This is a genomic window from Sphingobacterium paramultivorum, from assembly GCF_014109745.1.
Lineage (GTDB): Bacteria > Bacteroidota > Bacteroidia > Sphingobacteriales > Sphingobacteriaceae > Sphingobacterium > Sphingobacterium paramultivorum.
Genome location: NZ_CP058555.1, coordinates 3,694,892 through 3,720,730, shown reverse-complemented (window position 1 = coordinate 3,720,730; position 25,839 = coordinate 3,694,892). Strand labels below are relative to the sequence as shown.

The following is a 25,839-nucleotide window of genomic DNA, read 5'->3' as shown; positions in this document are numbered from 1 at the left end:
AATACATAGTAATACAATGTATTGTTTTAAATTTTTAATATACCTTTTAGTGAAGGAAAGTATCCTAATTAAAAAAAGATGGGGAAGTGGATTTGATGTTACTTTGATTGAGTTTTTTCTAAAAAAAAAACACTTGAAGTGGGGAACTTCAAGTGTTTAACCTAACCAATTATTAACCTAAATTTATGAAAAGTATACTTTCTCAAGTATAACAAACTATGTTCAATATCTGTGCCATTCTATTTGTTAGTTTTATAATATTTTTCTTTGTGTTATTTTTGTTACGTATTATCTCCGGATTTGGTTGATGTTATATCTTATTTGGTAATATTTTTATGTTTTTAAAGATATTCAACAGCCTAAAAAGTGCTGAGTTAATTTTATATACTATTTTTGACTACTTTATTACCCAAATTGTCCTTTTGTGTATATAAAAGAAAACAGCGGCTGTCCGAAAATAGGGTAATTGTAGTTATGGAGCGTAATATTTGAAGAGGTCTTTCCACTCATCATCCAAATTACCTTTGTATACGTTTTGTTTGGCACGACGATACCAATATTCTGCATTCCATTGATCGCCTTCTTTGCGATGTAAATAAGCATGAACATGTGCTGCGTCAGTTCCGCCCAATTGATCGATCAGGTCATGCGCGGTTTTCCAATTTCCTTTTAGATCATACCAAAGTGACTTTTGTACCGCTGTCCAATGCTGAAGCGGAGCTTCAAGAGATTGAAATTCTTCTATTGTCATATTTTATTCTGTTATTTCTTTGCTCCAGATTTCATAAATATCGTCTCCTTTCGAACTTTTTCCTTTATGATGCCATGCGCCATTCAGGATTTCACCATCAAAGGCCAGTTCTTGCCCAACTCTATTATTGTCTCTCGAAAAGAACTGTATTTTTTCAGTATACCGATTATTAGTGTACTGATAGTCACCTCCGCCTGTACCATAGAAACCTTTTTGAGCAGGATTAATCGCTACCCATTGAAAATATCCATCAACCAATATTTTGATTGTTTTACGATCTGCTTTGGGAATATCTTGCATTTTGCCTTCTTGCTGGCGACCAGTGATCCGCCAAAGTGCATCAAGGTCTTGTGGAACTTTTTTCTGCTTGATATAGAGATGGTAGCTATCGGCAGTTTTTAGTCGAAGGGAGTCTGCATCAATCCGATAAGGTAATTGGGTTGTTTTGCCAATGGCAGCCGAATCCTGTGAGTTATACTCGACAGCGATAGTGATCAGATTATGCTTCTTATCAAGTGCGCCGCCCCAGGTATGCTGAAAACGTTTTCTGACGTCATCGTAACTTATAAATGAAATATAATGGTCTTTAACGAGCATTAAATGTTTATTGATGCCATCCTGGTACAGGTAGGCCCCGTCGTGAAGTTGCTGCTGTGCCTGGATTTTAGAAAAATAGATTCCAAAAAACAGAAAGAATAGGAGGGTACAATTTTTCATAACGGGTCTAAACTTGTTTCCCTTAAAGATACAAAATAAAACAGCGACACGGACGACGAACATTGGATTTAATCGAATCAAAAAAAGCTGACCAAGCGATGCCTTGCCTCCAAAAAGTTAGACACTTTTCTTGGCAGTTCAGCGAACGGTCAGCTTTTTTGATTCGGAGCTAAATGTATCTATTTGAACTTACTCGCCAATGCAGCGAGCTTGCTGGCCATATCCGTTTGTGGTTCGGCCTGCTTTTTAAAATCATTTTTTTTGTTTTTGGGTAGCGCAGGCTTCTCATCTGTTTTCATTGACAATGCTATGCGACTACGTTTTTCGTCTACTTCTGTTACCGTTACCATGACGTGTTGCTGTACTTTGACGACTTCATGCGGATCGGATATATAGCGATTAGATAATTGGCTTAGGTGTACCAAGCCATCTTGATGTACGCCAATATCAACAAAGGCTCCGAAATTCGTAATATTGGTTACGATTCCCGGCAGTTTCATGCCAACCCGTAAGTCGCCAATACTGTTGACTCCATCCGTGAATGAGAATGCTTCGAATTTTTCCCTTGGATCTAATCCAGGTTTTGCTAATTCATGAAGAATATCATTCAATGTCGGTAATCCAACTTCCTCTGAGATATAATTTTTCAAAGGAATAGATTTTCTCAGGTCAGCGTCAGTTAGTAGGTCTTCTACTTTTTTGCCGAGGTCTTTAGCCATTTGCTCAACTAAAGTATAGCGCTCAGGATGCACAGCCGACGAATCGAGTGGATTGGCAGCATGTCGGATGCGTAGAAAGCCTGCTGCCTGTTCGAATGCTTTATCGCCAAGACGGGGAACTTTCTTTAGCTCGCGTCTGGAGGCGAAAGGACCGTTTTCATTTCTATATTTTATAATCTGTTGTGCTAGGGAAGGACCTAATCCAGATACATAGGCTAAAATTTGTTTGGAGGCAGTATTCAGTTCAACACCGACAGCATTTACACAGCTGATAACAGTGTCGTCCAGAGAAGTTTGGAGTTTATTTTGATCAACATCATGCTGATACTGTCCGACACCGATCGATTTTGGATCAATCTTAACCAGCTCAGCCAAGGGATCCATTAATCGTCTACCAATAGATACTGCACCACGTACCGTAACATCTTGATCTGGAAATTCTTCACGTGCAGTTTCGGAAGCCGAATAAATAGAGGCTCCACTTTCATTGACCATAACGATAGTAACGTTATTTAATCCGAGTTTCCGTACAAATTCTTCCGTTTCGCGACCAGCGGTTCCATTGCCGATTGCGATGGCTTGGATATCGTATTTCGAGACTAAATACTGAATTGTTTTTTTTGCTTCTGCTAGTCCATTGGCACCCGTATGCGGAAAGATAGCCGTATTTTCTTTGAGCTGTCCTTGTTCATCCAGAACAACCGTTTTACAGCCTGTACGAAATCCTGGGTCGATCGCAAGTAGCCTTTTCTGCCCTAGTGGAGCGGCTAGAAGTAATTGGCGAACATTGTCGGCAAAAACTTTGATGGCTTCTTCATCGGCTTTTTGACGTGTCAATACACGAATTTCCGTCTCCATGGAAGGTTTTAATAGACGCTTGTAGCTATCGACCAAGGCGAGTTTTACCTGAGCTGCGGCATCGTTGGCCCCCTTAACATAGATGGATTCGATACGGGGTAGAATTTCTTCTTCATTGATCGCTATATCTAAGTAGAGCAACTCTTCTTTTTCCCCACGGCGCATGGCCAGCACACGATGGGAAGGTGCATCCTTCAAAGATTCAGACCATTCGTAATAATCTTTATATTTTAGGGCGGCTTCTTCTTTTCCAGGAACTACTTTTGAAACAAATGCGCTTTTTTCGAGGAATATCGCTCTCGATTTGGCTCTCACTGTCGCATCTTCGGCAATGACCTCTGCAATGATATCGCGGGCACCTGCTAGTGCCTCCTCTGTATTTTTTACGCCTTTTTCTTCATCTATTAGACTGTCGGCAAGAGCGAGGAAATCGCCTGTTTCTTGCGCCAAAATAAGATCCGCTAAAGGTTGCAGACCTTTTTCACGTGCCACACTGGCGCGAGTTTTACGCTTAGGTTTGTAAGGCAAATAGATATCTTCAAGACTGGCCATGGTTTCGGCATTCAAAAGCTGCTGTTCAAGCTCCGCTGTCAATTTTCCCTGATCGTTGATAGATTTAAGAACAGCTTCTTTACGTTTATCTAAATCGCGCAGCTGCTGGAAACGATCTCTGATATTGGTGATTTGAACTTCGTCCAAACTACCAGTCATTTCCTTGCGGTAGCGTGAGATAAACGGAACGGTAGCGCCTTCGTCTAATAGTGCTATAGTCGTGCGAACCTGTTTTTCGCTAATAGAAAGCTCGTTAGCAATAGTAATTTCGTGTGTTGATAAGCTCATTGTCGGTTTAATCTTAAAAAGTAGAGCTGTTGAATCACCATTCAACAGCTCTAAGTATATCTAATTATAAACTAAAGTAGTAAAATTAAGCAGGTTTATTGGTATTGTCCTGCTCAGGAACTTTTTTATCTTCTACCTCGTTGTTTTTAGTTTCAGCAAAATGATCGTTATACCCGTACGTGATGTGAGATGGCTCTTCGCCGTAATCGGGTTGTTTATGTGGATTATGTTCAACGACACCGGCAGGTGTTGTGAATTCATATTTTTTCTTGGGCTGCTCTGTTTCTGAACCTTCTACGGTTTCCTGTGGTTTAACCTCTTCTTCGTGTGCTGCTTGAGCCTTCTCTTCAGCTAAACGCACATCATTAGGAACAGCTTCTTCTTTTATTTCTGTTTTAACGTTTATGTCTTTCTCGAAATTATTGATTTGATCTGAAATTTCACGTTTGATACCTTCTGATGCATCTTTGAACTCACGTATTCCTCTTCCCAAACCTCTCGCCAATTCAGGAAGTTTTTTGCCTCCAAAAAGTAACAAGATTGCAAACACAATTAAGATCATCTCTTGTGTTCCGATGTTTAGAAATGCTATTACTGGATTGTACATACTCTTTTTCCTCTTCTTTTGATTACTAACTAGATGCTAAGGTACATTTATATTTCTATAGTTCTTAGACCCAAAAGTAAATTTAAGATAATTTTAAGGTATTTGAAACATAAAAATTACTTAACAAAGTGCGGTTATTTGATGGGTGTAAATTGTTATATTTTTGCTAAATATTTTTTAATATGACGATAGGGTAGTAATATCTTCGTATTTTTGTGGCTATTTTTTTAGGGAAATCGATTATGTTGGGAAATTTTAAAACATTTAAACCGTATTACAAAAGTACGATGGTATTGGCGGGGCCCGTGGTGATCTCACAATTGGGACATACACTGGTGCATACCGCAGATAGTGTGATTGTTGGACATTTTGCAGGAACCATTCCATTGGCCGCAGTTTCGTTGGTACATGCTGTTTTTATGGTTGTTATGGTCATCGGGTTGGGAATTGCTTATGGTATCACGCCGTTGATTGCGCAGGAGAATGGCCGTGATAATAAAAAAGAATGTGCCATATTGTTGTCCAATAGCTTTTGGTTAAATATTATCGCAGGACTCTTGTTGTTCGCTTTAGTTTACTTTGGTTCGATGTTAGCTATCGATCACCTCAACCAAGATCCGGCTGTGGTGAAGGAGGCAAAGCCTTATTTACTTATTCTGAGTTTATCGATGCTTCCGTTGATGGTATTTAGCACATTTAAGCAATTTGCCGAAGGCTTGGGGTTTACAAAGCAAGCCATGAATGTAACTATTTGGGGGAATGTACTGAACATTATTTTGGCGATCATCTTTGTCAAAGGGATGTTTGGCATTAGTCCTATGGGGGTCAAGGGTGTCGGATACAGTACATTGATCGACCGTGTGTTAATGATGTCTGTGATGATGACTTATGTATTGCGATCGCAGAAATTTAAAGAATATATTCAATACTTTAAGGTGACATTGATAGATCGGCAAAGATTACTTAAGATAATACGGATCGGGGCACCCGTGGCTATGCAATATGTATTTGAAATTGGGGCTTTTGCGGGGGCTTCCCTATTGGCCGGTACGATAAGTGCTACAGCACAAGCTTCTCATCAAGTAGCCATCCAGCTGGCCGCGATGACGTATATGATGGCGAGTGGTATTGCTGCTGCTGCAACAATCAAGGTGGGGAATAGTTATGGTAATAGAAACCTTTTTCGCCTCGAACGATTTGCCATCACTTCGTATCAATTGGTGTTGATCTTTATGGTGATTACAGCGTCTTTGTTCGCGTTGTTGAATAATTATTTACCTTATATCTTTACCTCAGATCATGCCGTGGTGATTATTGCTTCTCAGCTGTTGATTATTGCGGGACTTTTCCAATTGTTTGATGGTACGCAAGTTGTCGGTCTGGGTGTGTTACGTGGTATGGGGGATGTGAATATTCCAACCATTATCACATTTATTGCTTACTGGATTATAGGGCTACCAAGCGGCTACCTCATGGGAGTGGTATTTAACTGGGGTATCAAGGGGATTTGGTATGGGCTGACATTAGGCTTGTTAACCTCTTCACTTTTACTTTATCTGCGGTTTCAATTGGTGATCAAGAAGAAGAAAATACAATTCGAACAAAGTATGTTTAAGTAACAAAAAATATATTTTAAATAATAAAAAAGGCTCGGTTATAAAAATGCCCCAAAAAGTTAGACACTTATTTGGGGCATTTTTATTATTTATCGATTTTGATTGTTAGATCACTCTATTGCTATCCCAATTTTCCAGGTAGTCCGCCACACGTTTTAAGAAGGTACCTCCGAGGGCACCATCGATTGCACGGTGGTCGTAAGAAAGTGAAAGATACATCATATGTCTAATACCAATCATATCACCATACTCTGTTTCTATGACTGCTGGTTTTTTCGTAATTGTACCTACAGCCAAGATTGCAGCTTGCGGTTGGTTAATGATAGGAGTTCCCATAATATTGCCAAAAGCGCCGATATTGGTGAATGTAAATGTGCCATCTTGTGTGTCGTCAGGCTTTAATTTATTTGCCCGAGACCGTTGTGCGAGGTCGTTGACACTTTTACTCAAGCCTACTAAGCTTAATTGATCTGCATTTTTGATAACAGGAACGATGAGATTGCCATTAGGCAATGCTGCCGCCATACCAATATTGATGTTTTTCTTCTTGATGATATTGTAACCGTCGATCGAGATATTGACCAATGGAAAATCTTTGAGCGCCTTGCTAATAGCCTCGATAAACAAAGGGGTGAACGTAATGTTTTCTCCTTCGCGTTTTTTATAGGCATCTTTAACTTTATTGCGCCACAAAACTAAATTGGTTACATCTGCCTCAACAAAAGAACATACATGGGGAGAGGTTTGTACACTTTTGACCATATGGTCTGCAATCAACCTTCGCATGCGGTCCATTTCAATGATTTCATCACTGCCATTGGCAACAGTATGAACATGCGATGGAGCTGTGGAGGTTATTTTCGGAGATTCCGTAGCCGTGTTCGTGTGCTCTACCGGAATAGACTTTGTAGGTGCTGAGGATGAATCTCGGTGTGTTACATAAGTTAAAATATCCTCCTTAGTCACTCTTCCCTCTGCTCCAGTGCCCTGGATACGATCAAGTTCATCTTGGGACAATCCTTCGTGCCGTGCGATATTCTTTACTAAAGGTGAATAGAAACGAAGGGTATTTTCGTAGGGAGAAGACGAAATTTCAGCTGCTACATTTGTCAGCTGGTCTACACCAGGGATATTTAACTCTATGATCTCTTCGGGAGCTGTCGCTGAAGGAGCTGTATTTTCTTGTGCTTGAATCGCAGGTTCTTCATTTTCGCCCTCAATTTCTATAATTGCAACGACTTCACCAACTTGGACAGTCTGGTCTACGGTATAGCAATGCTCTTTTAAAACACCTTTTACAGGGGAAGGTACCTCTGAATCAACTTTGTCCGTTGCGATTTCCAATAAAGTGTCATCTTCATCAATCAGGTCACCAGGTTGTTTTAACCATTTTGTGATTGTTGCCTCGGATACACTTTCTCCCATTTTTGGGAGCAAGAGTTTATATAAAGCCATATTTTTTAGCAATCTCGTTATAGAAAAACGAAGTTAAATAAATTGTGGTTTACTTTCAACAATTTAAAATATTATTCCTTAAATAACGTGTTTTTTGAAATATTATTTTACTTTATTGTGTATCTTGTTCTTGTTCTTTTACAAGCAACTTCCACAAAAGTAATAAAGCATTCATACGGGTACGTTCGATGTTGATCAGTCTTTCGTTATTAAACTGAAACTTCTTGGTTAAAACTTCTTTTTTTCCCGCAACAGCCACCCAGATAGTGCCAACTGGTTTCTCAATTGTTCCACCACCTGGCCCCGCTATCCCAGTTGTCGCAATAGCATAATCCGACGAAAATGCCTTTTTTGAACCGGAAGCCATTTCGATAGCAGTCTGCTCACTTACTGCGCCATATTGGATCAGTGTTTCTTCTTTGACGTTCAACAATTGTTGTTTTAAAGCGTTGGAGTAAGGGATAGTACCACCAAGGAATATAGCGCTGCTTCCCGCTACTGCGGTTATTGAAGCGGCAAGGCTACCACCTGTACAGCTTTCTGCGGTAGTCAATGTAGCACCTCGGCGGCCAAGCTCTTTAATTAAATAAGGTTCGATGCTGGTATCATAATCTGCAATGACATATTGTTGTAAACGATGGAGTAGCTTTGTTTTAAATAGGGCAACCTGGAGCGTAATGTCAGATTTATTCCTGCTTTTACCAGAGAGTCTCAATCGGATAAAGGCCAAGGTTGGTAGATAGGCCAATTTTATGCTTGAAGGAAGTTCTGATTCAATATCCTTTATTTCTTCTGCCAAATACGATTCTCCGATTCCGCCTACCAAAATTGTCTCATGACAGATAAATAAGTCAGGATCCTGTTTGGCTAATAAAGGCAACACATGTTTTTCCATCAGAAATTTCATCTCAAATGGCACTCCAGGCATAAAAATAAACTTCTTTTGGTTCTGGCGTACCAACATGCCAGGTGCAGTACCATAGTCGTTAAATAGGACTTCACAATTTGCCAAAACATCGGCCTGCTGCAGATTGATGTCGAGCATTTTTAGATTGCGCGATTCAAATATGTTGGTCACGTGCCGAAGTACATGCTCATCCCGTATCAAGGTGGTTCCAAAATACGCTGCGGCAGTTTTTTTTGTCACATCATCTTTCGTCGGGCCCAGACCTCCGGTGATTAAAATAAGATCTGCTCGAGCTGAGGCCTCTTTCAATGTCGTTGAAATAGCCTCTTCGGTATCTGGGATCGATGTCATTTGAACGATATCGACTTCGAATTGGAGCAGTTGCTTGGCAATCCAGCCTGAATTGGTATCAATGATCTGCCCGATGAGGATCTCATCGCCTATGGTAATAATCTCTGCTTTCATCTTTAAAATAATTATGCAACCACCTCCCTACTTTGAAAAATGCATCTGTGGAGGATAGTGTTGGATTTTCTTAATCTTTTGGTGTTAAAATATCCATGCGCTAGCGCCTAAAAAATGAAAATTCAATACCAAAAGATTCAGGATATAAACTTACATAAAATTGCGGCTCAACGAAATGGTAAAAATGTATTTGATGGAAGAAGTTTTTTGAAAAAAACTGAGGGTTCTGCTGACCAATACGCGTATAGCATTTCAAAAAAAAAGCAGTTATTTAAAAATAACTGCCTCCTGAACTGGCTCTTTTTGTAAGCTTAAGATCTTGTAAGATCGATGCCTTTGCACGAATGGTGACGTTATAGCTTCGGAACCGCCCAAAAGGCATCCAGCCAAATGACATATCCCAACAATGCAGATCTCGATAGATATTGAAAGAGGTCATGACCACTTCCTTCTGTTTGAAATCGTATCCCGATTGAAAGGTGACTTTCCATTTTGGTGTAACACTGAAGTCGCCATGTAAATTCAATGTGCTTGTGATCTGGCTCTGCATTCTTCGTGTACTGGAGTTGAACGATTTTGCCATATTGAAACTGAACGATGCCGCAAGGTTCCATGGGATATTAAAGTCCACAAATGCGTTTGGATCTGAGCTGATTCGAGCCAAGGCCTGTGCTTGCTCAGGAGTCATGCCTGCTCCAGACATTTCTTTTCTTAAAGAATCGATATTGTTATTACGTGATTTCGCAGCCTTAGGATTCAGACTATAGTCAAAGGAAAGACCAAAGTTTGTCAGACGAGCAAGGCTACCGTCTTTAATGGCATAGCGATTGACGCGGACACCATTTTCATTGACCGAATAGGGATCAAATGTACCGTTGAAGTTTACATTCATCTTTTGGTCGAAAAAAGCTGTACGGCCAGAGAAAGTAATTGGGGACAACTTCAGCGAGTCGGCAACAAAGTTGTAATTTCCGCTGAACGTCAGACCTTGAAGAATAGGGATTTTCTTTAAGCCACCATCTGTGGTATCGGATTTACTTTTGACCTTTGCTTCGATGTTATTGTCAATGGAAAAACCTATCCCTGCAGATTTTCCTGCAGAAGGAGATCCGTAGACACCCTGACTAAAGATTGAGTATACATTTCTGTTTCCATATTGATCGTTATATTGCTGATAGAAACCATATCTTGGATCCGAAAAATCGGGTCTATAGTTCAGGTTGATCGACGGTGTGACGACGTGTCTGATCTGCTGAAGGTTACCGATTTTCGGATAATAATTACCATAAACCTTGGTCGAAAGTCCGGTCGAAACAGAATAATCGTATGCACGATTGAATCCCTGAACGGTATCGATACGTTGTTTATAACCTGCGGCAGTATTGTCGATGCTTTGTCGTGTACTTTGCAAATACCAACGTTCGGTATAGTTTACACTGGTGTTGAACTGAAAATATTTAAAAGCATTGAGTGATAAACTGATTGGAATATTGTGTTGGAAGCCATTTTGGAATTTCTTGAACCCTCCTGGTTTAAATAACAATGTATCAATGGTGCTTACCGAGTTTTGTGCTTGGAAACTATAACCGACATTGATTCGTTGATACCATTTTTGTTCACCGACACGGTCTTTGCTGTCAAATGGATTGAAAGAGGATACGTTTAAGCTGATATTTGGTAAACTCATCTGTATACTGCGCGTAGCCATATCCTGATTATGCGTTAAGCTGGCCGTGAGGTTTACCTTGCCATCGGCAAATACTTTTCCATAACTGATGGACGATCCCATACGGTTACGTGCAAGATTTTCATAGGTGTTTTGTGTACTTCCTGTTCCGGTATTTTGAAAGAAAGAACTTGTACCAAAGTTAACACTTGCTGAGAAAGATGTTCCTGGATTGGCTTCCTGGCGCTGGGTATGGTTCCAAGTGACATTAAAATCCTTATTGGAGCCATAATTAGATGTTCCTTCAATACCCGTTTTTGTATTGGCGTAACGGATATTAAAACCACCGTTAAATTTATAGTTGACGGTATAGCGCGTATTGATGGAAGCTTCCCATGAACCTTTTGAATACAAGGAACCTCTAATCTCACTATCCCAATAATCGTTGAAGGCCAAATACCAACCTATATCCCGCATCGAAAATCCTCTGGTATAATCTTCCCCAAAAGATGGGAAGAGAAATCCAGATGCTCTTTTATCTGGTTTTGGGAAAAATGCAAATGGAAATGCCACGGGCATAGGCACACCCATCACCACAAGATAAGCCGGACCAGAAATAATCTGGTTTTTAGTAACAATTCCTTTGGTGATATGAATGCCAAAATGGGTATGCGGATAGGGTAGATTACAGGTACTATATAATCCCTTGTATATCGACATTTCGTCGTAGATATTCTTTCGCACAATATTGGCCTGGATAAATCCACCATCAACTTCGGTCATAATACCATAGGTATTTCCCTCTTGTTTCTCGTAATCGTAATAGAGTGAGTCTACCGTTTTCGGTGATTCACCATTTCCCATAATGACGATCGGACGCCCCACATACTTCCCCGTTTTGTCATAGATCCCCGAAGCAAAAATCTTTTTCTTGTTTCGGTCCAGACGGATATAATCGGCAGAAAGTTCAAAATCTTGATACTTTACCTTCGCTCCGCGATAAAGGTGACTGATATTCTTGGCAACTTCAGATTTCTGCGAGTCAACCGCAATAATACTCACTTCGGCCTGTAAGCCACTTCCTTTTTTCTTGGTCGTATCGCTTACAGATTTGGTCGTATCTACAGTTTTGGATTTACTCGTATCTTGCGATTTATTGGTCGCCGAAATAGGATCTTTACCTTGAAGTCCGTTCTGTTTTAATGGAATATTACTTTGAGCAAAGCTAGAATTGCTCATTGCAAGAATGATAAATAGTGTTAAAATGTTGATTAACGACTTCAAAATTAAAGACAAATGTTATTTTTGTGAAATAATGTTAAACTTTGAGAGACAAAATTAGTCAAAAAAGCAATAGAAAATATGTTAAATATCGTTATCTATTAAAGAAATAATATAGACTCATTTTGATTCGTTTATAGTAGAGCAAATAATTATTCAATGAAATCAGATTTAAGAATTAGAAAATGGTGTAGCGTTGTGTTTGCTACTTTGGGATTTTTTTTATTGAATTCTTTCAAATTAAACAATGGACAGCCCGAGCCTCCAGACTATCAAATAAGGACAATTGTAATTGACGCTGGCCACGGTGGTAAAGATACCGGAGCACAGGGAAGACGATCTTTAGAAAAAAATGTAGCCTTGGATGTTGCTTTAAAATTGGGAAAGCAGATTCAGAAAGATATTCCAGGTATCAAGATCATCTACACAAGAACGACCGATGAATTTGTTGAGCTTTATAAACGGATCCGTTTAGCGAATGCCAATAAGGCAGACTTATTTATTTCGATACACTGTAATTCAAGTGGCGCTAGTGCACATGGTACCGAAACACTGGTTTCTGGTTCGCATCGTTTGGGACAGCAGGATGCTGCAGTTCGTGAAAATGCTTCATTGTTATTGGAATCAAACTATAAAGAGAATTACCAGGGATTTGATCCAAAAGATCCTGAAAGTGCGATCATCTTCTCCTTGATGAAAAACCGATTCCGTGAAAAAAGTATTCGTCTGGCGCAGATGATCGAAGGCGAGTATGTGAAAGCAGGTCGATACAGTAGAGGGTTCTGGGAGAAAGGTTTAGCTGTACTAGCAGAAGCAGGTATGCCTGCTGTATTGACAGAAATTGGCTTTATTAGTAATAGAGAAGAAGAGAGCTATCTATTGTCCGATGAAGGACAACAGGAGATTGTTGATAATTTGGTTTCAGCTCTAAAAATTTATAAAAATTCTGTAGAACGCTAAACAGATTTGCTTTTATGCTGTTTTAAACTTAAATTAATGATCATTACTAAATAGATTATTTGTGAAAATTTCAAACGAGACAAAAGTCGGCATATTAGCAACAGTTGCAATAGTTTTATTATTTATAGGATATAGCTTTCTAAAAGGAAATGATGTTTTTAGTAGCGATAATACTTTTTATACGACCTATACGGCTGTAGATGGTTTAACTCCCTCCAAGCCTGTCCTAGTCAACGGCTATCAGATTGGGCGTGTTTCAAAAATGATTTTACAAGCAGATGGGAAGATCAAAACCGAGTTCAAGATCCATTCTCATTACGATATACCAAAAAATACAGTAGCGAGAATTTCTAGTACAGATTTATTGGGCGGTAAAGCGATTGTTTTCGAAATGGGCAATAGTAAGGAATTGGCAAAGGATGGTGATTTTTTAGCTTCAGGTGTTCAACCGAATATTATGGATAAGGTCGAACCCATTCAAAAAAGGATCGAAACCATTACTATTAAACTAGACTCGACGCTATCAGTCGTTAATAGTGTCTTAGACAAACAGTTTCAGGACGACTTTAAAAAGAGTATCCATAGTATCTCCACTTCTTTGAAAAATGTGGAAGGCATTACCAAAGACGTCGAAGGTCTGGTCGGGGATGAAAAAGGAAGGCTCAATAGAATCATGGCTAATCTGGAATCAATCACTTCCAATTTTTCACAAAATGGTGAGAAAATCAATGCGATTATGTCTAATCTGAATAATGTTACCGATAAGGCTGCTCGATTGGATTTTGAACATACCATGAACAAAGTAAATGCTGCAGTCAATGATTTTCAGGAGATCACAGGAAAAATTAATAGTGGTAAGGGATCTATCGGTTTATTGCTCAATGACGAAGCTTTATATAATAATCTCAATAATGCTTCAAAGGAAATGGATAATTTGATGAAGGACGTTAAAGAGAAACCTGGGAAATATATCAAACTTTCCATCTTTGGGAAAAAAGGCGAGAAATAGATTTTAGAAATCAGATCCAATGATATACATAAAAAGCCTGCATATAGCAGGCTTTTTTGTTTTCATAAGATAACCTTTGGACGTTGGAATTTGTCGGCGGTCCAATACCTTAAATTTGCTCCCTTGGTCTATGCTTTACCGACCAGTACTTTCCTGTAACCAAGTTTATACGATGTTCTAAATTAGCAGCGTTTTAACTGCCTTTTTACAGGGTATAACAGGGGGTTAATAGGGGTAGACCCCTGTTGACCCCCTGTTATACCCCTGTTAACCCCCTGTAAAACCCTAGTAAAACCCTAGTAAAACTAGAACTTGATATTAATCGTTGGTTAATAGGAGCATGATACGGTCAATTATGAGTTGAAATAGAAACGCCACTCCATGAGTGGCGTTTCTAATCTGCTAAATTCAGCACTTTACGAGCGACTTTATTAGTCGCGAAAGTAGATGATCTTCCAATCCGATTTCACCTTACTTTCTATAAGGTTTCTTTAAGCCAGGTAAAGAATTCTCTTTGCCAAACCTGTGCGTTTTGTCCGGACAGAACCCAGTGATTTTCATCCGGTAGGTAGACCAAACGGCTCTTAATTTTTTTGAGCTGGGCCAATTGGAATGCCGCCAGTCCTTGTCCGATTGGAACACGATAATCTTTTCCACCCTGAAAGATCAAAATTGGTGTGTGCCAATTATTTGCTTTTTCAATCGGGTTGAATGCGGTATAGGATTTCTCATTTTTGCTATCCCAGTACGCTCCGCCCAGTTCGTGGTTGGCGAAAAAGAGTTCTTCTGTGGTACCATACCAGCTTCTCATGTCGAATAAACCATTGTGCGCGATGAAAGTTTTGAAACGGTTTTGATGCACGCCAGCTAGCTGATAAACAGAGTATCCACCATAACTAGCTCCAATCGCCGCGCGGCGTGTTGTATCTACATAAGATTCTTTGGAGATATCGTCTATGGCTGTTAAGTAATCACGGATTGGCTGACCGCCCCAGTCTTGGGAAATAGCTTCATTCCATTTTACCCCCCAGCCAGGCATACCTCTACGGTTTGGGGCGATGACAATATAACCTTGTGATGCAATCAATTGTAAATTCCAACGGAACGAGTAAAATTGTGTCAGAGCGGATTGAGGGCCGCCTTCACAGTAAAGTATGGTTGGATATTTTTTTGCAGGGTCAAAGTTTGGCGGATAGATTACCCATGAAAAAAGATCTGCTCCATCGGATGCCTTTGTAATACGCTTCTCAATTTTGTTTTCGCTGATGCTCGCATATTTTGCATCGTTGACTTTGGTGACCGGAGTTAAAGATTTGGTTTTTAGATCAAAGCTGAAGATTTCTGTTGCACGGGTAAACTTTGTCGAGCTAACGATTAATTTGTCCGCTACTTGGCCTACAATACCGGTGATGTCAAAGTCACCTTCAGAAATTTGGTGTATTTTTGGTAAACTTTTAGCTTTGATATTGGTCGGTACTTCCAGTTCAAATAGTTGAACTGTACCTTTCGTAGCAGCTGTAAAATAGATTTTGCGATTGTCACTGCTCCAGATAAAACTATTGACCGTACCATCCCAATGTGCTGTTAGATTTAAACGAATTGAGCTGTTTTTGTCAAATAGCATGATGTCATTTTTGTCCGATTCATAACCATCGGTCTTCATGCTGAGCCAGGTTAGGCTTTTTCCATCGGGAGAGTAGGTTGGAGTTGTATCATACCCATTCATGCCTTCTGTCAGGTTAGAAGTCGTTCCGGTAGCGATATCATAGCGATAAATATCGGTATTGGTACTGACGGCATAGTCTGTTCCGAATTTCTTTTTACAGACATACAGCACTGCTTTGCTATCTGGAGACCATGCAAAATCTTCGGCGCCACCAAATGGTGCCTGAGGGCTATAGAAGGCTTGGTCCTTCAATAGGTCTACCGGCTCACCAACTTTACCGTCAATAAAACTCGCCACAAAAGGATGACTGAACTTACCATCATTGAAGGTATCCCAGTGCCTATAATCTAAGTTGTCATAGATATAAGCTTCTGACTTTGGCAATTCGGGGTATTTATCTGTACTGTGGTATTTTTTTACCAGAACGGACTGGCTGAAGAGTATTTGCTTACCATCGGGCGAAAATTTGACATTTTCTAAGGCGATATCGCCATTTGTCAATTGAAGTGCTTCGCCCTTAGATAGGTTCTTCTTCCATAACTGCCCCTTTAACAAATAAATTACGTCGCCGTTGGGTTCGATCTGAACGACTGTTTCACCGCCTTTTTGGTCGGTGAACTGATGGTTGGTGCCATTGGCCAGTGAAATCGTATATAGATTTTTTTCACTTGAATTGCTTTCCAAATTATAATTGGAAACACCATATACCAATGTTTTGCCATCTGCAGAAAGTCCTTCGGCCGAAACACGACCAAGATCCCAAAGTGTACTTGGGTTGATCGGTTGTGGCGATTCCGACACTAATTTAAAATTGCTTTTTCCACCTTTGCTTTCTTGCGCATTGCTTAGGTTGCACGCCATAATCGCTAATGTAAGTATTGTAAGTTTTTTCATCTGTTTAAACATATCTATGTCGCTGAAAAATTTCTTCGCAAGTTACAGAATTTGGTCATAAATGCTAAGGCAAGTAAAAAAATAGCCATCTCTTTCATTTAGAAATGGCTTATGAGAATTGTAAATCCCTATTTTTTAAGTAATATCTGAATCAATACCCAATAAAGTCGAAGATGTTGTCTATTGATCCACATGGCTATTGTCAAATTGATACCAGTTTATTTTTGTTGAAACGCGCATCAAAATCGCCAAAATGATAAAGATGCCAATTGTTCCAGCGACAAGGGAATAATCCCGAAGTTGCATGAGGATATAGATAAAGAGATAAAATAAAGCCAGAATTGAACTGAGCAACAGCGCCGATTTCTGGTCTTTGGTAATAGATTTAATAAAACTGCCAATCAGCATAACTGTCGCCACGGAAGCGGTTAAATAAGCTAGATTAAATCCAATATGCTCGGATAGCGCGAGTAGCAATGTGTAAAAAAGAACCATCGCTGCTCCAATTAGAATATATTGAATGATATGGATCCGTTTTTTCTTGATCACCTCGGTGAATAGGAGCGAAGTAAAGGTCAGGAGAATGACTAAAATACCATATTTGGCAACCCGTGTTGTTTTTTGATAGTTGTTGATATCTGGTAAGAAGTTAATTGTAATCATGTCCGTGTTATCCAATAGGTTATTTGCAGAGGCAAGTGTAGTAGTGGCGGTTTGAGCCGCTTTGTGCTCATTGCCCTCATTTCCATTTTCGAGGTTGTTATCGAACTGATAGATTGAACGAGCATCGCCAGTCCATTGTTGTGGTAACTTCCGACTGAAAGATGGGATTTCCCATGAAGCGGAAAAATTGGATGTTTCGGTATTACGTTTGCTCGGTAAAAATGCACCAGTGAAACTTGGATTAGCCCAGTTACCCTTAGCCTGGATGTTTGTCTGGTCACCAAGAGGGAGAAAATTCAATGATTTGGATCCTTTTAGATTTAGTTTTATCTTGAAACGATTGTCCGTTTTCTGCGGATCCAAAGATACCGGACAGACTAAATTTTGAGTAAATAATTTGAGATTATTAAAGTCTGGATCGAAAGTTAACTCGTTTCCATCCCAATTCAAGGATGGGCGCTTGCCTAAGCCTTTAAAATCCTGGATACCGAAAATAAGCTTGCTGCCTTTCCAGTCAATTTGCTCATGAGGGATCTCGAGTTTTTCTAGGGATATTTTGTCAAAAGAACCTTCTAATGTTATGTTGCTGTTGTAAACTACCGCATTATAAATACCTCTAGAGAGATGTTGTGGTGTTACATCTGTTGCGATATTGGAAGTTTTGGGTAAGACAAATATCCATTTCAGCTCTTCTCTAAGGTTAGATTTTTCGGCTTTTTCGGTAGACAGTGGGATAGTCTCGCGATAGGGGATGGCGAGAACAGGGCTTGAAATAACCTGATCCTTTCCCCAATTTAATGTAATTCCATCGGATACTTCCTGTTCGCGGTTTTTCCGCTCTTCAATCAAATCGCTGATTAAGGCTAGCGGAATAAGTAGTATGAGGGAAAGAAAGAAAATGACAAATAGCTTTAGGACAGTAGAATTACTGATTTTCTCAAAAAATGAGGATTGCTCTGTCGGAGGTAAATTGTTGTAGTTCATGGTTTTAGCGGTTTAAGTTTAGCTGAATGTTTTTGCTGTATAAGGCAATTTGAAGCTCCGTTAATTGCCAGTGAAGGATTTCTTTAAATTCTAAATGATGAAAACTTTGGAGCGATCGCCCCTTTTGAAAATGTTTTTTGTAATAACCGAAGTATTCAGGAAATAAGGTGCCGCCAATAAAAATCATTGCCATGAGATACAGGCTTATCTTTCCATTACCAAGCAAAAGGAATTGCATGGCAATTTCATCTTGTATCTCTGTTCCGGTTTCAGTCAGGATATGAAAGACATCGTGATTTTCCAGTTTGGGCATGACATCGAAACCTTTACTTTCATAAAAGAGCCCCAAATTATGGCCGATGCTTCCAATGGGGTAGGTCATGAAATCTGCTTTAGAGATTCCCCAGGCTTTTTTGTTCCATTTAAAGATGTTTGCATACACTTTGGAGGACCAATTGTAGAGGTGCAGCATCAGTTTCAGTCTAATTCCTTTCATTTAATTATGTTTTAAAAGTACTTTGGTTTTCAAAGTGAATAGATAAAAAAATTATTTGTATTGCTGTTTTATTAAATTTTCAAGTGCAATAAGATGGTTTTCAAAGGCTTTAAGTCCTTTTGTCGTTCTTTTGTATCTGGTGTTCGGCTTCCGGTCAACAAAGCTTTTTTCGACAATAATGTATTCCTCTTTTTCCAATGTTTTTAGGTTGGAAGCAAGGTTACCATCGGTTACATCCAACAATTCTTTCAATGAATTAAAATCATATTCTTCATTGGCAGCGAGAACACTCATAATTTGGAGGCGAACTCTGTTTTCAAATATTTTGTCATATAAGGAAAGATCTAATTTCACGATTCGTACTTTTTGTAAACGATAAAACCATAGATGATGTGTAGCACACCAAATCCCAATCCCCACAATAGTAATCCGTTGTCCGGGAAACATATACCAATCAAACCCAGACAGATTTCCAGTATACCCAAGCCTTTTGCTTCGGCAAAGGTATAGATACTACCCGCAGTCAGTGCCAGTCCATAAAAGATCAGCAGCATAGCAGCAATCAGCTGGTAGTAGCCTTGGACAAAAAACAACAAGGATATCATGCCACCTGTTAGTAAAGGGATTGAAACTGCAAATAAAAGAGATTTGCTTGTAATGTTCCAAATCGACTGCTTATTTTTTCTCGCCTTTTTACGTGCCATTAGCCAGCCGGTCACTAGGGATGATAACAGGACGATCAGCGCAATCATTAAAAACAGTAGGGGCTCATTCAGATTTTTGCCCAATAGTAGAGCGATGCTTTCGGGTTGATGTATAATATAGTATCCCAATAGCGTTCCGACCAAAGCATAACAGCCCATGAGTACACCTGATAATCCGCTTATTGAAACAAATTTGGACGATTTTTCCATTAATGATCTGATCTGCCCAAGTTCTCTAAATAAATCTTTCTGTTCCATAAAAGTACTTTGATATTCAAAGTAAATGAATAATAATGAATTATGCAAGGGGTTGGGAGAATATTGAAAAAAAATAAAAAAAAGAGTAGAAAATACTTGCAGGATATAGGTTTGGTTTCTATCTTTGTGGCATCAAAAGAAATCCTAATGCGGAAGTGGCGTAATTGGTAGCCGCACCAGACTTAGGATCTGGCGCCGCGAGGCGTGGGGGTTCGAGTCCCTTCTTCCGCACTTGATGTCCTCCCGAACTTAAAACCTCGGGAGGATTTTTTTATGAATGCGATATAGCTAAAAAGAGTATGAATATTTCACACGAGAATGTAGATGCAATCAATGCGGTAGTCAACGTCGCATTAGCACCTGAAGATTATAATCCTCAAGTCGACAAAGAGATTAAAGCGCAAGCTAAAAAAGCAAAATTACCAGGGTTCCGTCCAGGTCAAGTTCCAGTGGGACATATCAGACGTACTTATGGTAAATCTATTTTATTTGATGAGATCAATAAATTAGTGAATGAGAAAATCACCAATTATATTGCTGAAAATAAATTAGAAGTTTTAGGTCAACCACTTCCTTTGGAAGATGATGCACAATACAGCTGGGATTATAAAGACAATTTCAACTTCAAATATGAAATTGGTCTTGCTCCTGCTTTTGAATTACCTTTTACCGCTGAGACTGAATTTACTTCGTACGAAATCAAAGCTGATGAAGAGACATTGGCAGATCGTATCAAGAACTTGCGTCGTAGCTATGGAAAAATGACTAATCCAGAAGTATCTGAAGAAGGTGATGTATTGTATGCAACATTGAAACAAGATAAAGAGGAAGGTCTAGAAAAAACAACTTCTATCCGTACAGATATCGTAGAAGATGCTAAGATTAAAAAATCATTAGTTGGTCTTAAAAAAGACGATGTTGTTAAGATTGATGTTAAAAAAGCATTCAAAACTGAAGATTTAGCACGTATCTTAGGTATCACTGAGGAAGAAGCAACTGCTTTAGACGTCACTAAATTTGAATTGACTGTTAAGAATATCAACCGCTTAGAAGAAGCTGATCTTAACCAAGAATTTTTCGATAAATTATTCGCGGAAGGTGAAGTAACAGAAGAAGCTCAATTCACAGAAAAAGTGAAAGAAGAAGTTGAGAATTTATTCAAACAAAATTCAGATCAAAGATTACGTAATGATATGTATACTTTTGGTATGGAGAAGGTTGATGTATCTTTCCCTGAAGAATTCTTGAAAAGATGGTTGAAAGCAACTAACCCAAGCATTTCTGAAGAAGAATTGAACGAAGGTTTTGCTGATTTCTTGAATAACTTGAAATGGACAATTATCGAAAATCGCGTTGTTACTGAAAATGGTCTTGAAGTTAAATATGATGAAGTTATCAATTTAGCAAAAGAACGTATCTACGCGCAAATTAAGATGTACAACATCAACGAAGAGCCTTCTGATGAGCAGTTGAACCAATTTGCAATTCAATTGTTGCAAGATAGAGAACAAGGTAATCGTTTGTTCGAAGAAGCTAAAGCTTTAAAAGTATTTGATCACTTGAAAGGTTTAGTGAAATTGAATGCTAGTGACATTGAATACAAAGAATTCGAGAAATTAGCATAAGCGATTTTTAAAATAAAAAGAAAGTCCCTTCAATCTATTTGGAGGGACTTTTTTATTTTCAGCGCAGTGTGGTCGCAGCTTTTACACTATTCTTTTTTTTGTTGTTCATATCATCCAAAGATCGCCTGTGTCGGCCGTTATATGGAGCTGAAAAAAAGCTCTGCTGGTGGAATCGAAGCGGACTCCCAGAATAGGGACAATGCGGTTGGAATAGGAGTTGGGCTGCCAGAATTGAAAGAGGTCTGCTGGAGTTGGAAGAGGCCTGTTGAAATAGCAAAGGGACTATTCCGAAAGGTCAATTGACCTTGCTTTTCTTTGTTTCAGCAGGAGCTGTCGTAGTCGTCTTCTTGCCAAAAGGGAATAGCCTTTTCAAGAACTCCGAGAAGGTGTTGAATTCCTGCCGATAGAGTAATCCGAAAGCACTAATATATTCGCCGTCATTGGGGCTAAGAAGAAAGTTACGTGTATTTAGGCGATTGGAAGCACGTAGGACCAAACGTCCGTCTTTTCTTAAATAAAACATAGCCTCGGCATCGGTTGAGACCCGATCTGAAAATACATTCAAATCCGTTAGAGCCTGACTTCTACGGTCGGAGATACCTCCTGTCAAAACAAGCCTGTCGTTGAATAGACGCAGTGAGGCAGATGCATCATTTAAAGATTTGATATTAATATCAAAGAAATTGATGTTTAGCGATTGGGCTATGATGTTGTTGATTTGGTTGAATGCTATTTCTGTGCCTGCGGATAGCAAGGTGTTATTTACTTCTTTACCGAAGTCTGTCTGTGTACCAGGTGTAAAACTTCGTCTCACGATTAGGCTAAGCGCTTGTTGATTGACATTGTTGGCATCTGAAAAGTATCCTTGCAGTTCATCCTTAACCCCGGGGTTTTGTGGAAAGTTGATATCAAACGTGATTTCCGGCTGACTTAACTGCCCTTTTAGGATCATGTCGGCCTGTGCCAATACACGCTCGGGATTTTCTTCCCGGCCTGCTGCATTATACAAAGGCGCTAAGCTTGTTCTTTGTTGATAGATGGCATTGATATTGATATTCGCTTCGGTTGGGTTTCCTGCCCATCGCACTGTTCCGCCCTCTTTGAGATCAAAAATCTTGTTGATATAGTCTTGGGCAGTGAAATTGAATTTTCCACTGTTTATGATAAAATCCCCAAACATTTCAAAATCCCCCAATGAAGATATCCGCATGTTGAGATTGCTATTTCCCCTTCCTGATAATTCGCCCATACTGGAGAATAGATTTATTTCTGCATTCGGGTTGATCAAGAGGTCCATATTCATCGTCAGACCGTTGAAATCTCGTTTTTTAGTGTTTTTCTTCGTTTTGGTCGAGTCTTTCTCAATAAAGTAGATAAAGTCGGTATCTGAGATTGTACTGGCACTATTGAAGGGAATATTGATAATCGTATTTTCTTCGGATTTAGCACGGATATTGATGTTCATGGCCGAAGTTAGTCCTTTAAACTGAAAGGTGCCTGAAGCGTAAGCAGTGCCATAATATACATTATTGTCCTTTATTGTGGTATTTAATACCATGAAATTCTTGGTTTCGGCAGTTACATCGATATCGGGATCACTCAATTTGTTGAGATCTACAACGCCATCAATGGTTGCTACATTGTTTTTGGGATCGTATACTTTTAGCCCTGTGAGAAAAATTCGGTTATTGGTAACCGCAATTTCGTCGGAAAGGCGGTATGGCGTTTTTAGGTAATTGATGACCATCGAAGCGTTATCCAATTTTCCAGAACCCGTAATTTTGGGATTCAGGATGTCTCCTTCAATAGCAAGATCTGCAGTGACCTTGCCCTGCATATTGGATACTAAGCTTCGTAAAAATGGCTGAAAAACAAATACATCTGTATTTTCCAGTTTAGCTTTCAGATTAAGCTTATTGTTTTCGCTTAGGTGGTTATAGGAACCTTGTAACTGAATTAATTTATTTCCTTCCTCTATCTTGCTGTCTAGTTTAACCAATTGATTTTCGGGATCGTAGTTGGCATTCAGTGCTAATGAGCCGATCGGAATATTGTTATACAGGATAGGAGATGTTTTTATATTGGCGACAATAAAGGGTGCTTTGAATACGGAATTAACTTCAATATTTCCATTTAAATTTCCGGAGAGATTGATGCCATGGGGTTTGGTGATCCCATTTAAGGATGTAAGATTAAAGTCCTGAAATTTGAGATTGATCTGATCACTGACTTCGTTGGACAGGATGCCATCGATATGAACTTTTTGTTCGTCGTGACTCAGTGTTAGTTTTTCAAAGTACCATTTTCCTTTCGATATTTTCAATTGTGCATCATTATTGACAAGCCATCGCTCTCTATTGATTAAGATATTCGATGGATAGAAATTGATATAGGCAGGTTTGGCATGGGCAAAGCGTATGACGCCATTAAGATCCAGACTATTGCTTGCTTCAAGTTCCGACATTTTGATGTTGAATTGTAAACTATCGTTTGCCAAGGTGTTTGAAATATTGACGTTTTTAATATAGGTACTGTCGGTGAAATTTATGCGATCGATGGAGGTCTGCAATTCCATATTCTTCAAGTTGGCATTTTGATCGACAATCAGGTGAGTTAGCCGAATGCCATTGTACTTGAATTCGGGTGCGTAAAAATTAAAACTGGCCGTTTGTTTTTCACTTTCAAATTTTGCATTGAGCGTTGCACCGCTGTCTAACGCAATGTCCTTTCGAAAGAATGTTGCGATCGGCTTAAAAGAAGTTATATTAATATTCAGGTCAAAGTCCTGGCGATTAAAAATGTTGTTTTCAAACCCGATTGCCGGAGCGTAGCGCATGGCTAAAGCTTTAAAATAAGGAACAATTGTATTGAGGTCTATTCTTCCTTTGAGATCAATGTGTCCGATAGCCGACTGCAAGGTTAGGGAGCGTGCATTTTCATCTCCTTCGGCAAGGAAATTGATGTTGCGGATGACGAATTGGCCCTTAGAGGAAGTGAAATTGACACTGTCTGATTTAAATTCGCCGGTAATATTATTGATGTTGTCCCCAATTAAACTGGTGTGGAATTTCGTGTTAATAATGTTGATGGAATCCCCTTGAAAGAAGTTGAGTTTTTTTAGATTGGCTTGTTGGATATCAGCATCCAGGTGATAGTTGGGTTTGACAGACCAATCGATATCTGTGGTAAACTGTAGTTTTAAATTTGGATCATATATTTGCCCTGAAGCAAGAATTAACTGTTTCTCTGTATTTCCTTCAATTTGTATACGTTGATAACTGTAATTCTTGTAATTGAAATTACTAAGATCTCCTTTTATCTTTAGGCTCATTTTCTTAGGATCGGTACCTGTTCCGTCAACCTGTAAATTGAAGCCTGTTGCTCCCAGATCTTTTAATTTTGTTATCGTACCTACATCGAATTTTTTAGATTGAAAATTGCCCGCATATTTTATTTCCTTCTGGATATCCAGTAAGGCATCAGCCTCAACATTACCGATCGCAGTCGTGAAAACTCCCTTTGTCTTAAATTTATTGTATAATCCATTTAGGCTGCCTTTGAATGAAAATTTGTCGAAGATCTGGAAAATTTCAGGGAGTTTGAAATTTTTTAGATTTCCGAGATCTGTAATAACTGCATTTAAGTCTTTGTGCTCAGAAGAAATTGCTATGCTGGGAACAATAAATTTAGTTTTGTCGATATCTGGTAGACCGATAATCTGGAGGTCGCCTGCTAAACTAGTTTTTTTTCCAATTGTTAAATCGACCTGTGATGCGTTGATGGAAGATACAGTTCCTTCTAGATTTGCCCGCTTGATATTGACGTCAAATTTGACTTGGTGCATAGGCGAGGAAAAGAAAGCAATATCCTCGGAGTGAATACGGGAGTCCCGTGCAAGAAGTTTTACATGAACTTTATTGATGAAGTCCGAAAAATCGTCAAAGTTGTTGTAGCTAAGTTTGATGTAATTTTTGAATGTAGAACGGTTGGTGGCTAGCATAAGCTCACTGAGCTCGATACTTGTATTGCTTACCTTCGTTTGGGCAAGAAGGCCCTTGATCTCTAAACCCTTCTTTTCGCGAAGATTGAATGTCTTGATGTTCGCTGAAATTTGATTAGAATCGATTTTTATCTTATCAAAATGGGCGTTAAGTTTGGAAATCCCTAAATCTCCAAAATCGACGACTTTATTGTAATGTTTACGTCTATGGTTAACATAGTTAAACGCATTGTTCTTAATAACAAGTTCCTTTAAATCGAAGATGATTTTTTTTGAACTTTTCTTTTTCTTTTTCTTAGGTGGGTTGAAATAACGAATTAAAAATGAGATGTTTGAGCTGTCCTGAAATTGCTCAAAAGTAGCTTGGGTACCCTCAATGGTTAGTTTGTTGATCACAATCTTGTTCAGTTCAATGAACTGAGAAAGGTTGACGTTGGCTTCTAACCTTCCTGATTTTAATATTTCTTTTCCCTGTGGACTATAGAGTTGAAAATCTTCTACTACAATAGATTTAAAAGGTTTGAAATAGATACTTTTGAGGCTTATTTTGGTGTTTAGTTCGTTGGATAAATAGTCGACAGCTTTTTGGGCAACATAATTTTGTACCGGTTTCAACTGTAGGGATAACGCCAATGCAAGCAGTATAATGAATATACTACCAAGGACTATTGACACTATTTTAATTATTTTTTTGATAC

General features: G+C 39.1%; 18 protein-coding genes and 1 tRNA gene. 6 read left to right on the top strand and 13 right to left on the bottom strand.

Going from position 1 to position 25,839, the window contains the following annotated elements; all coding sequences use genetic code 11:
- Positions 1–472 precede the first annotated feature (472 nt).
- From HS960_RS15700 to HS960_RS27055, 4 genes are all read right to left on the bottom strand, one after another.
- Positions 473–751 (bottom strand): hypothetical protein, encoded by a 279-nt coding sequence (locus HS960_RS15700; RefSeq protein WP_075991259.1) that lies wholly within the window; start codon positions 749–751, stop codon positions 473–475.
- 3 nt (positions 752–754) lie between these two features.
- On the bottom strand, positions 755–1,468 hold the full coding sequence (locus tag HS960_RS15695; protein WP_153846523.1) for a hypothetical protein: 714 nt from the start codon (positions 1,466–1,468) through the stop codon (positions 755–757).
- Between the two features lie 179 nt (positions 1,469–1,647).
- On the bottom strand, positions 1,648–3,885 hold the full coding sequence (locus HS960_RS15690) for a Tex family protein (RefSeq protein WP_153846524.1): 2,238 nt from the start codon (positions 3,883–3,885) through the stop codon (positions 1,648–1,650).
- An 85-nt stretch (positions 3,886–3,970) separates the two neighbouring features.
- Entirely contained in the window at positions 3,971–4,492 is a 522-nt protein-coding gene (locus HS960_RS27055; protein ID WP_153846525.1) for a Sec-independent protein translocase subunit TatA/TatB, read from the bottom strand.
- Between the two features lie 242 nt (positions 4,493–4,734).
- Between HS960_RS27055 and HS960_RS15680 the strand changes: the two genes are divergently transcribed.
- Positions 4,735–6,111 carry an MATE family efflux transporter gene (locus HS960_RS15680; RefSeq protein WP_153846526.1) on the top strand — a complete coding sequence of 459 codons (1,377 nt, stop codon included), beginning with the start codon at positions 4,735–4,737 and terminating at the stop codon, positions 6,109–6,111.
- A gap of 102 nt (positions 6,112–6,213) precedes the next feature.
- On the opposite strand, the gene HS960_RS15675 is transcribed toward HS960_RS15680, so the two are convergent.
- From HS960_RS15675 to HS960_RS15665, 3 genes are all read right to left on the bottom strand, one after another.
- Complete coding sequence (locus HS960_RS15675) at positions 6,214–7,563, bottom strand: dihydrolipoamide acetyltransferase family protein (protein ID WP_153846527.1); 1,350 nt, start codon at positions 7,561–7,563, stop codon at positions 6,214–6,216.
- 112 nt (positions 7,564–7,675) lie between these two features.
- The gene (locus HS960_RS15670; RefSeq protein WP_182329981.1) at positions 7,676–8,935 is read right to left on the bottom strand and encodes a competence/damage-inducible protein A; all 1,260 of its coding nucleotides are present in this window, start codon (positions 8,933–8,935) and stop codon (positions 7,676–7,678) included.
- 271 nt (positions 8,936–9,206) lie between these two features.
- On the bottom strand, positions 9,207–11,840 hold the full coding sequence (locus tag HS960_RS15665; RefSeq protein WP_227550212.1) for a putative LPS assembly protein LptD: 2,634 nt from the start codon (positions 11,838–11,840) through the stop codon (positions 9,207–9,209).
- A 201-nt stretch (positions 11,841–12,041) separates the two neighbouring features.
- Here HS960_RS15665 and HS960_RS15660 point away from each other — a divergent pair, with 201 nt between their 5' ends.
- Positions 12,042–12,842 (top strand): N-acetylmuramoyl-L-alanine amidase family protein, encoded by an 801-nt coding sequence (locus tag HS960_RS15660; protein WP_153846529.1) that lies wholly within the window; start codon positions 12,042–12,044, stop codon positions 12,840–12,842.
- A gap of 61 nt (positions 12,843–12,903) precedes the next feature.
- Positions 12,904–13,851, top strand: coding sequence for an MlaD family protein (locus tag HS960_RS15655; RefSeq protein ID WP_153846530.1), 948 nt, complete (start codon positions 12,904–12,906; stop codon positions 13,849–13,851).
- Positions 13,852–14,329: 478 nt separating this feature from the next.
- Here the strand turns inward: HS960_RS15655 and HS960_RS15650 are convergent, their stop codons facing one another.
- The 5 genes from HS960_RS15650 to HS960_RS15630 form a co-directional block, all read right to left on the bottom strand.
- A complete protein-coding gene (locus HS960_RS15650; protein WP_182329979.1) occupies positions 14,330–16,411 on the bottom strand; it encodes a S9 family peptidase in 2,082 nt (693 codons plus the stop codon).
- A 180-nt stretch (positions 16,412–16,591) separates the two neighbouring features.
- Complete coding sequence (gene creD / locus HS960_RS15645) at positions 16,592–18,058, bottom strand: cell envelope integrity protein CreD (protein WP_182329977.1); 1,467 nt, start codon at positions 18,056–18,058, stop codon at positions 16,592–16,594.
- Between the two features lie 4 nt (positions 18,059–18,062).
- Positions 18,063–18,554: a hypothetical protein gene (locus HS960_RS15640; RefSeq protein ID WP_088160404.1), complete on the bottom strand. Its 492-nt coding sequence runs from the start codon at positions 18,552–18,554 to the stop codon at positions 18,063–18,065.
- Positions 18,555–18,605: 51 nt separating this feature from the next.
- Positions 18,606–18,908 carry a winged helix-turn-helix domain-containing protein gene (locus HS960_RS15635; protein ID WP_075991269.1) on the bottom strand — a complete coding sequence of 101 codons (303 nt, stop codon included), beginning with the start codon at positions 18,906–18,908 and terminating at the stop codon, positions 18,606–18,608.
- Entirely contained in the window at positions 18,905–19,516 is a 612-nt protein-coding gene (locus tag HS960_RS15630; protein WP_153846534.1) for a hypothetical protein, read from the bottom strand. The genes HS960_RS15635 and HS960_RS15630 overlap by 4 nt, the downstream gene beginning before the upstream one ends.
- A 149-nt stretch (positions 19,517–19,665) precedes the next feature.
- Here HS960_RS15630 and HS960_RS15625 point away from each other — a divergent pair.
- From HS960_RS15625 to HS960_RS26920, 3 genes are all read left to right on the top strand, one after another.
- Positions 19,666–19,747 (top strand) — tRNA-Leu (locus tag HS960_RS15625).
- Positions 19,748–19,815: 68 nt separating this feature from the next.
- On the top strand, positions 19,816–21,141 hold the full coding sequence (locus HS960_RS15620; RefSeq protein ID WP_153846535.1) for a trigger factor: 1,326 nt from the start codon (positions 19,816–19,818) through the stop codon (positions 21,139–21,141).
- 141 nt (positions 21,142–21,282) lie between these two features.
- Positions 21,283–21,444, top strand: coding sequence for a hypothetical protein (locus tag HS960_RS26920; RefSeq protein WP_228280040.1), 162 nt, complete (start codon positions 21,283–21,285; stop codon positions 21,442–21,444).
- Here HS960_RS26920 and HS960_RS15615 read toward each other — a convergent pair.
- On the bottom strand, positions 21,437–25,816 hold the full coding sequence (locus tag HS960_RS15615) for a translocation/assembly module TamB domain-containing protein (RefSeq protein WP_182329975.1): 4,380 nt from the start codon (positions 25,814–25,816) through the stop codon (positions 21,437–21,439). The genes HS960_RS26920 and HS960_RS15615 overlap by 8 nt on opposite strands.
- Between the last annotated feature and the right edge of the window lie 23 nt (positions 25,817–25,839).

Coding starts and splice junctions, on each gene's coding strand:
- HS960_RS15700 (WP_075991259.1), bottom strand. CDS start 751: ATGACAATAGAAGAATTTCAATCTCTTGAAGCTCCGCTTCAGCATTGG.
- HS960_RS15695 (WP_153846523.1), bottom strand. CDS start 1,468: ATGAAAAATTGTACCCTCCTATTCTTTCTGTTTTTTGGAATCTATTTT.
- HS960_RS15690 (WP_153846524.1), bottom strand. CDS start 3,885: ATGAGCTTATCAACACACGAAATTACTATTGCTAACGAGCTTTCTATT.
- HS960_RS27055 (WP_153846525.1), bottom strand. CDS start 4,492: ATGTACAATCCAGTAATAGCATTTCTAAACATCGGAACACAAGAGATG.
- HS960_RS15680 (WP_153846526.1), top strand. CDS start 4,735: ATGTTGGGAAATTTTAAAACATTTAAACCGTATTACAAAAGTACGATG.
- HS960_RS15675 (WP_153846527.1), bottom strand. CDS start 7,563: ATGGCTTTATATAAACTCTTGCTCCCAAAAATGGGAGAAAGTGTATCC.
- HS960_RS15670 (WP_182329981.1), bottom strand. CDS start 8,935: ATGAAAGCAGAGATTATTACCATAGGCGATGAGATCCTCATCGGGCAG.
- HS960_RS15665 (WP_227550212.1), bottom strand. CDS start 11,840: ATGAGCAATTCTAGCTTTGCTCAAAGTAATATTCCATTAAAACAGAAC.
- HS960_RS15660 (WP_153846529.1), top strand. CDS start 12,042: ATGAAATCAGATTTAAGAATTAGAAAATGGTGTAGCGTTGTGTTTGCT.
- HS960_RS15650 (WP_182329979.1), bottom strand. CDS start 16,411: ATGAAAAAACTTACAATACTTACATTAGCGATTATGGCGTGCAACCTA.
- creD (WP_182329977.1), bottom strand. CDS start 18,058: ATGAACTACAACAATTTACCTCCGACAGAGCAATCCTCATTTTTTGAG.
- HS960_RS15640 (WP_088160404.1), bottom strand. CDS start 18,554: ATGAAAGGAATTAGACTGAAACTGATGCTGCACCTCTACAATTGGTCC.
- HS960_RS15630 (WP_153846534.1), bottom strand. CDS start 19,516: ATGGAACAGAAAGATTTATTTAGAGAACTTGGGCAGATCAGATCATTA.
- HS960_RS15620 (WP_153846535.1), top strand. CDS start 19,816: ATGAATATTTCACACGAGAATGTAGATGCAATCAATGCGGTAGTCAAC.
- HS960_RS26920 (WP_228280040.1), top strand. CDS start 21,283: ATGGAGCTGAAAAAAAGCTCTGCTGGTGGAATCGAAGCGGACTCCCAG.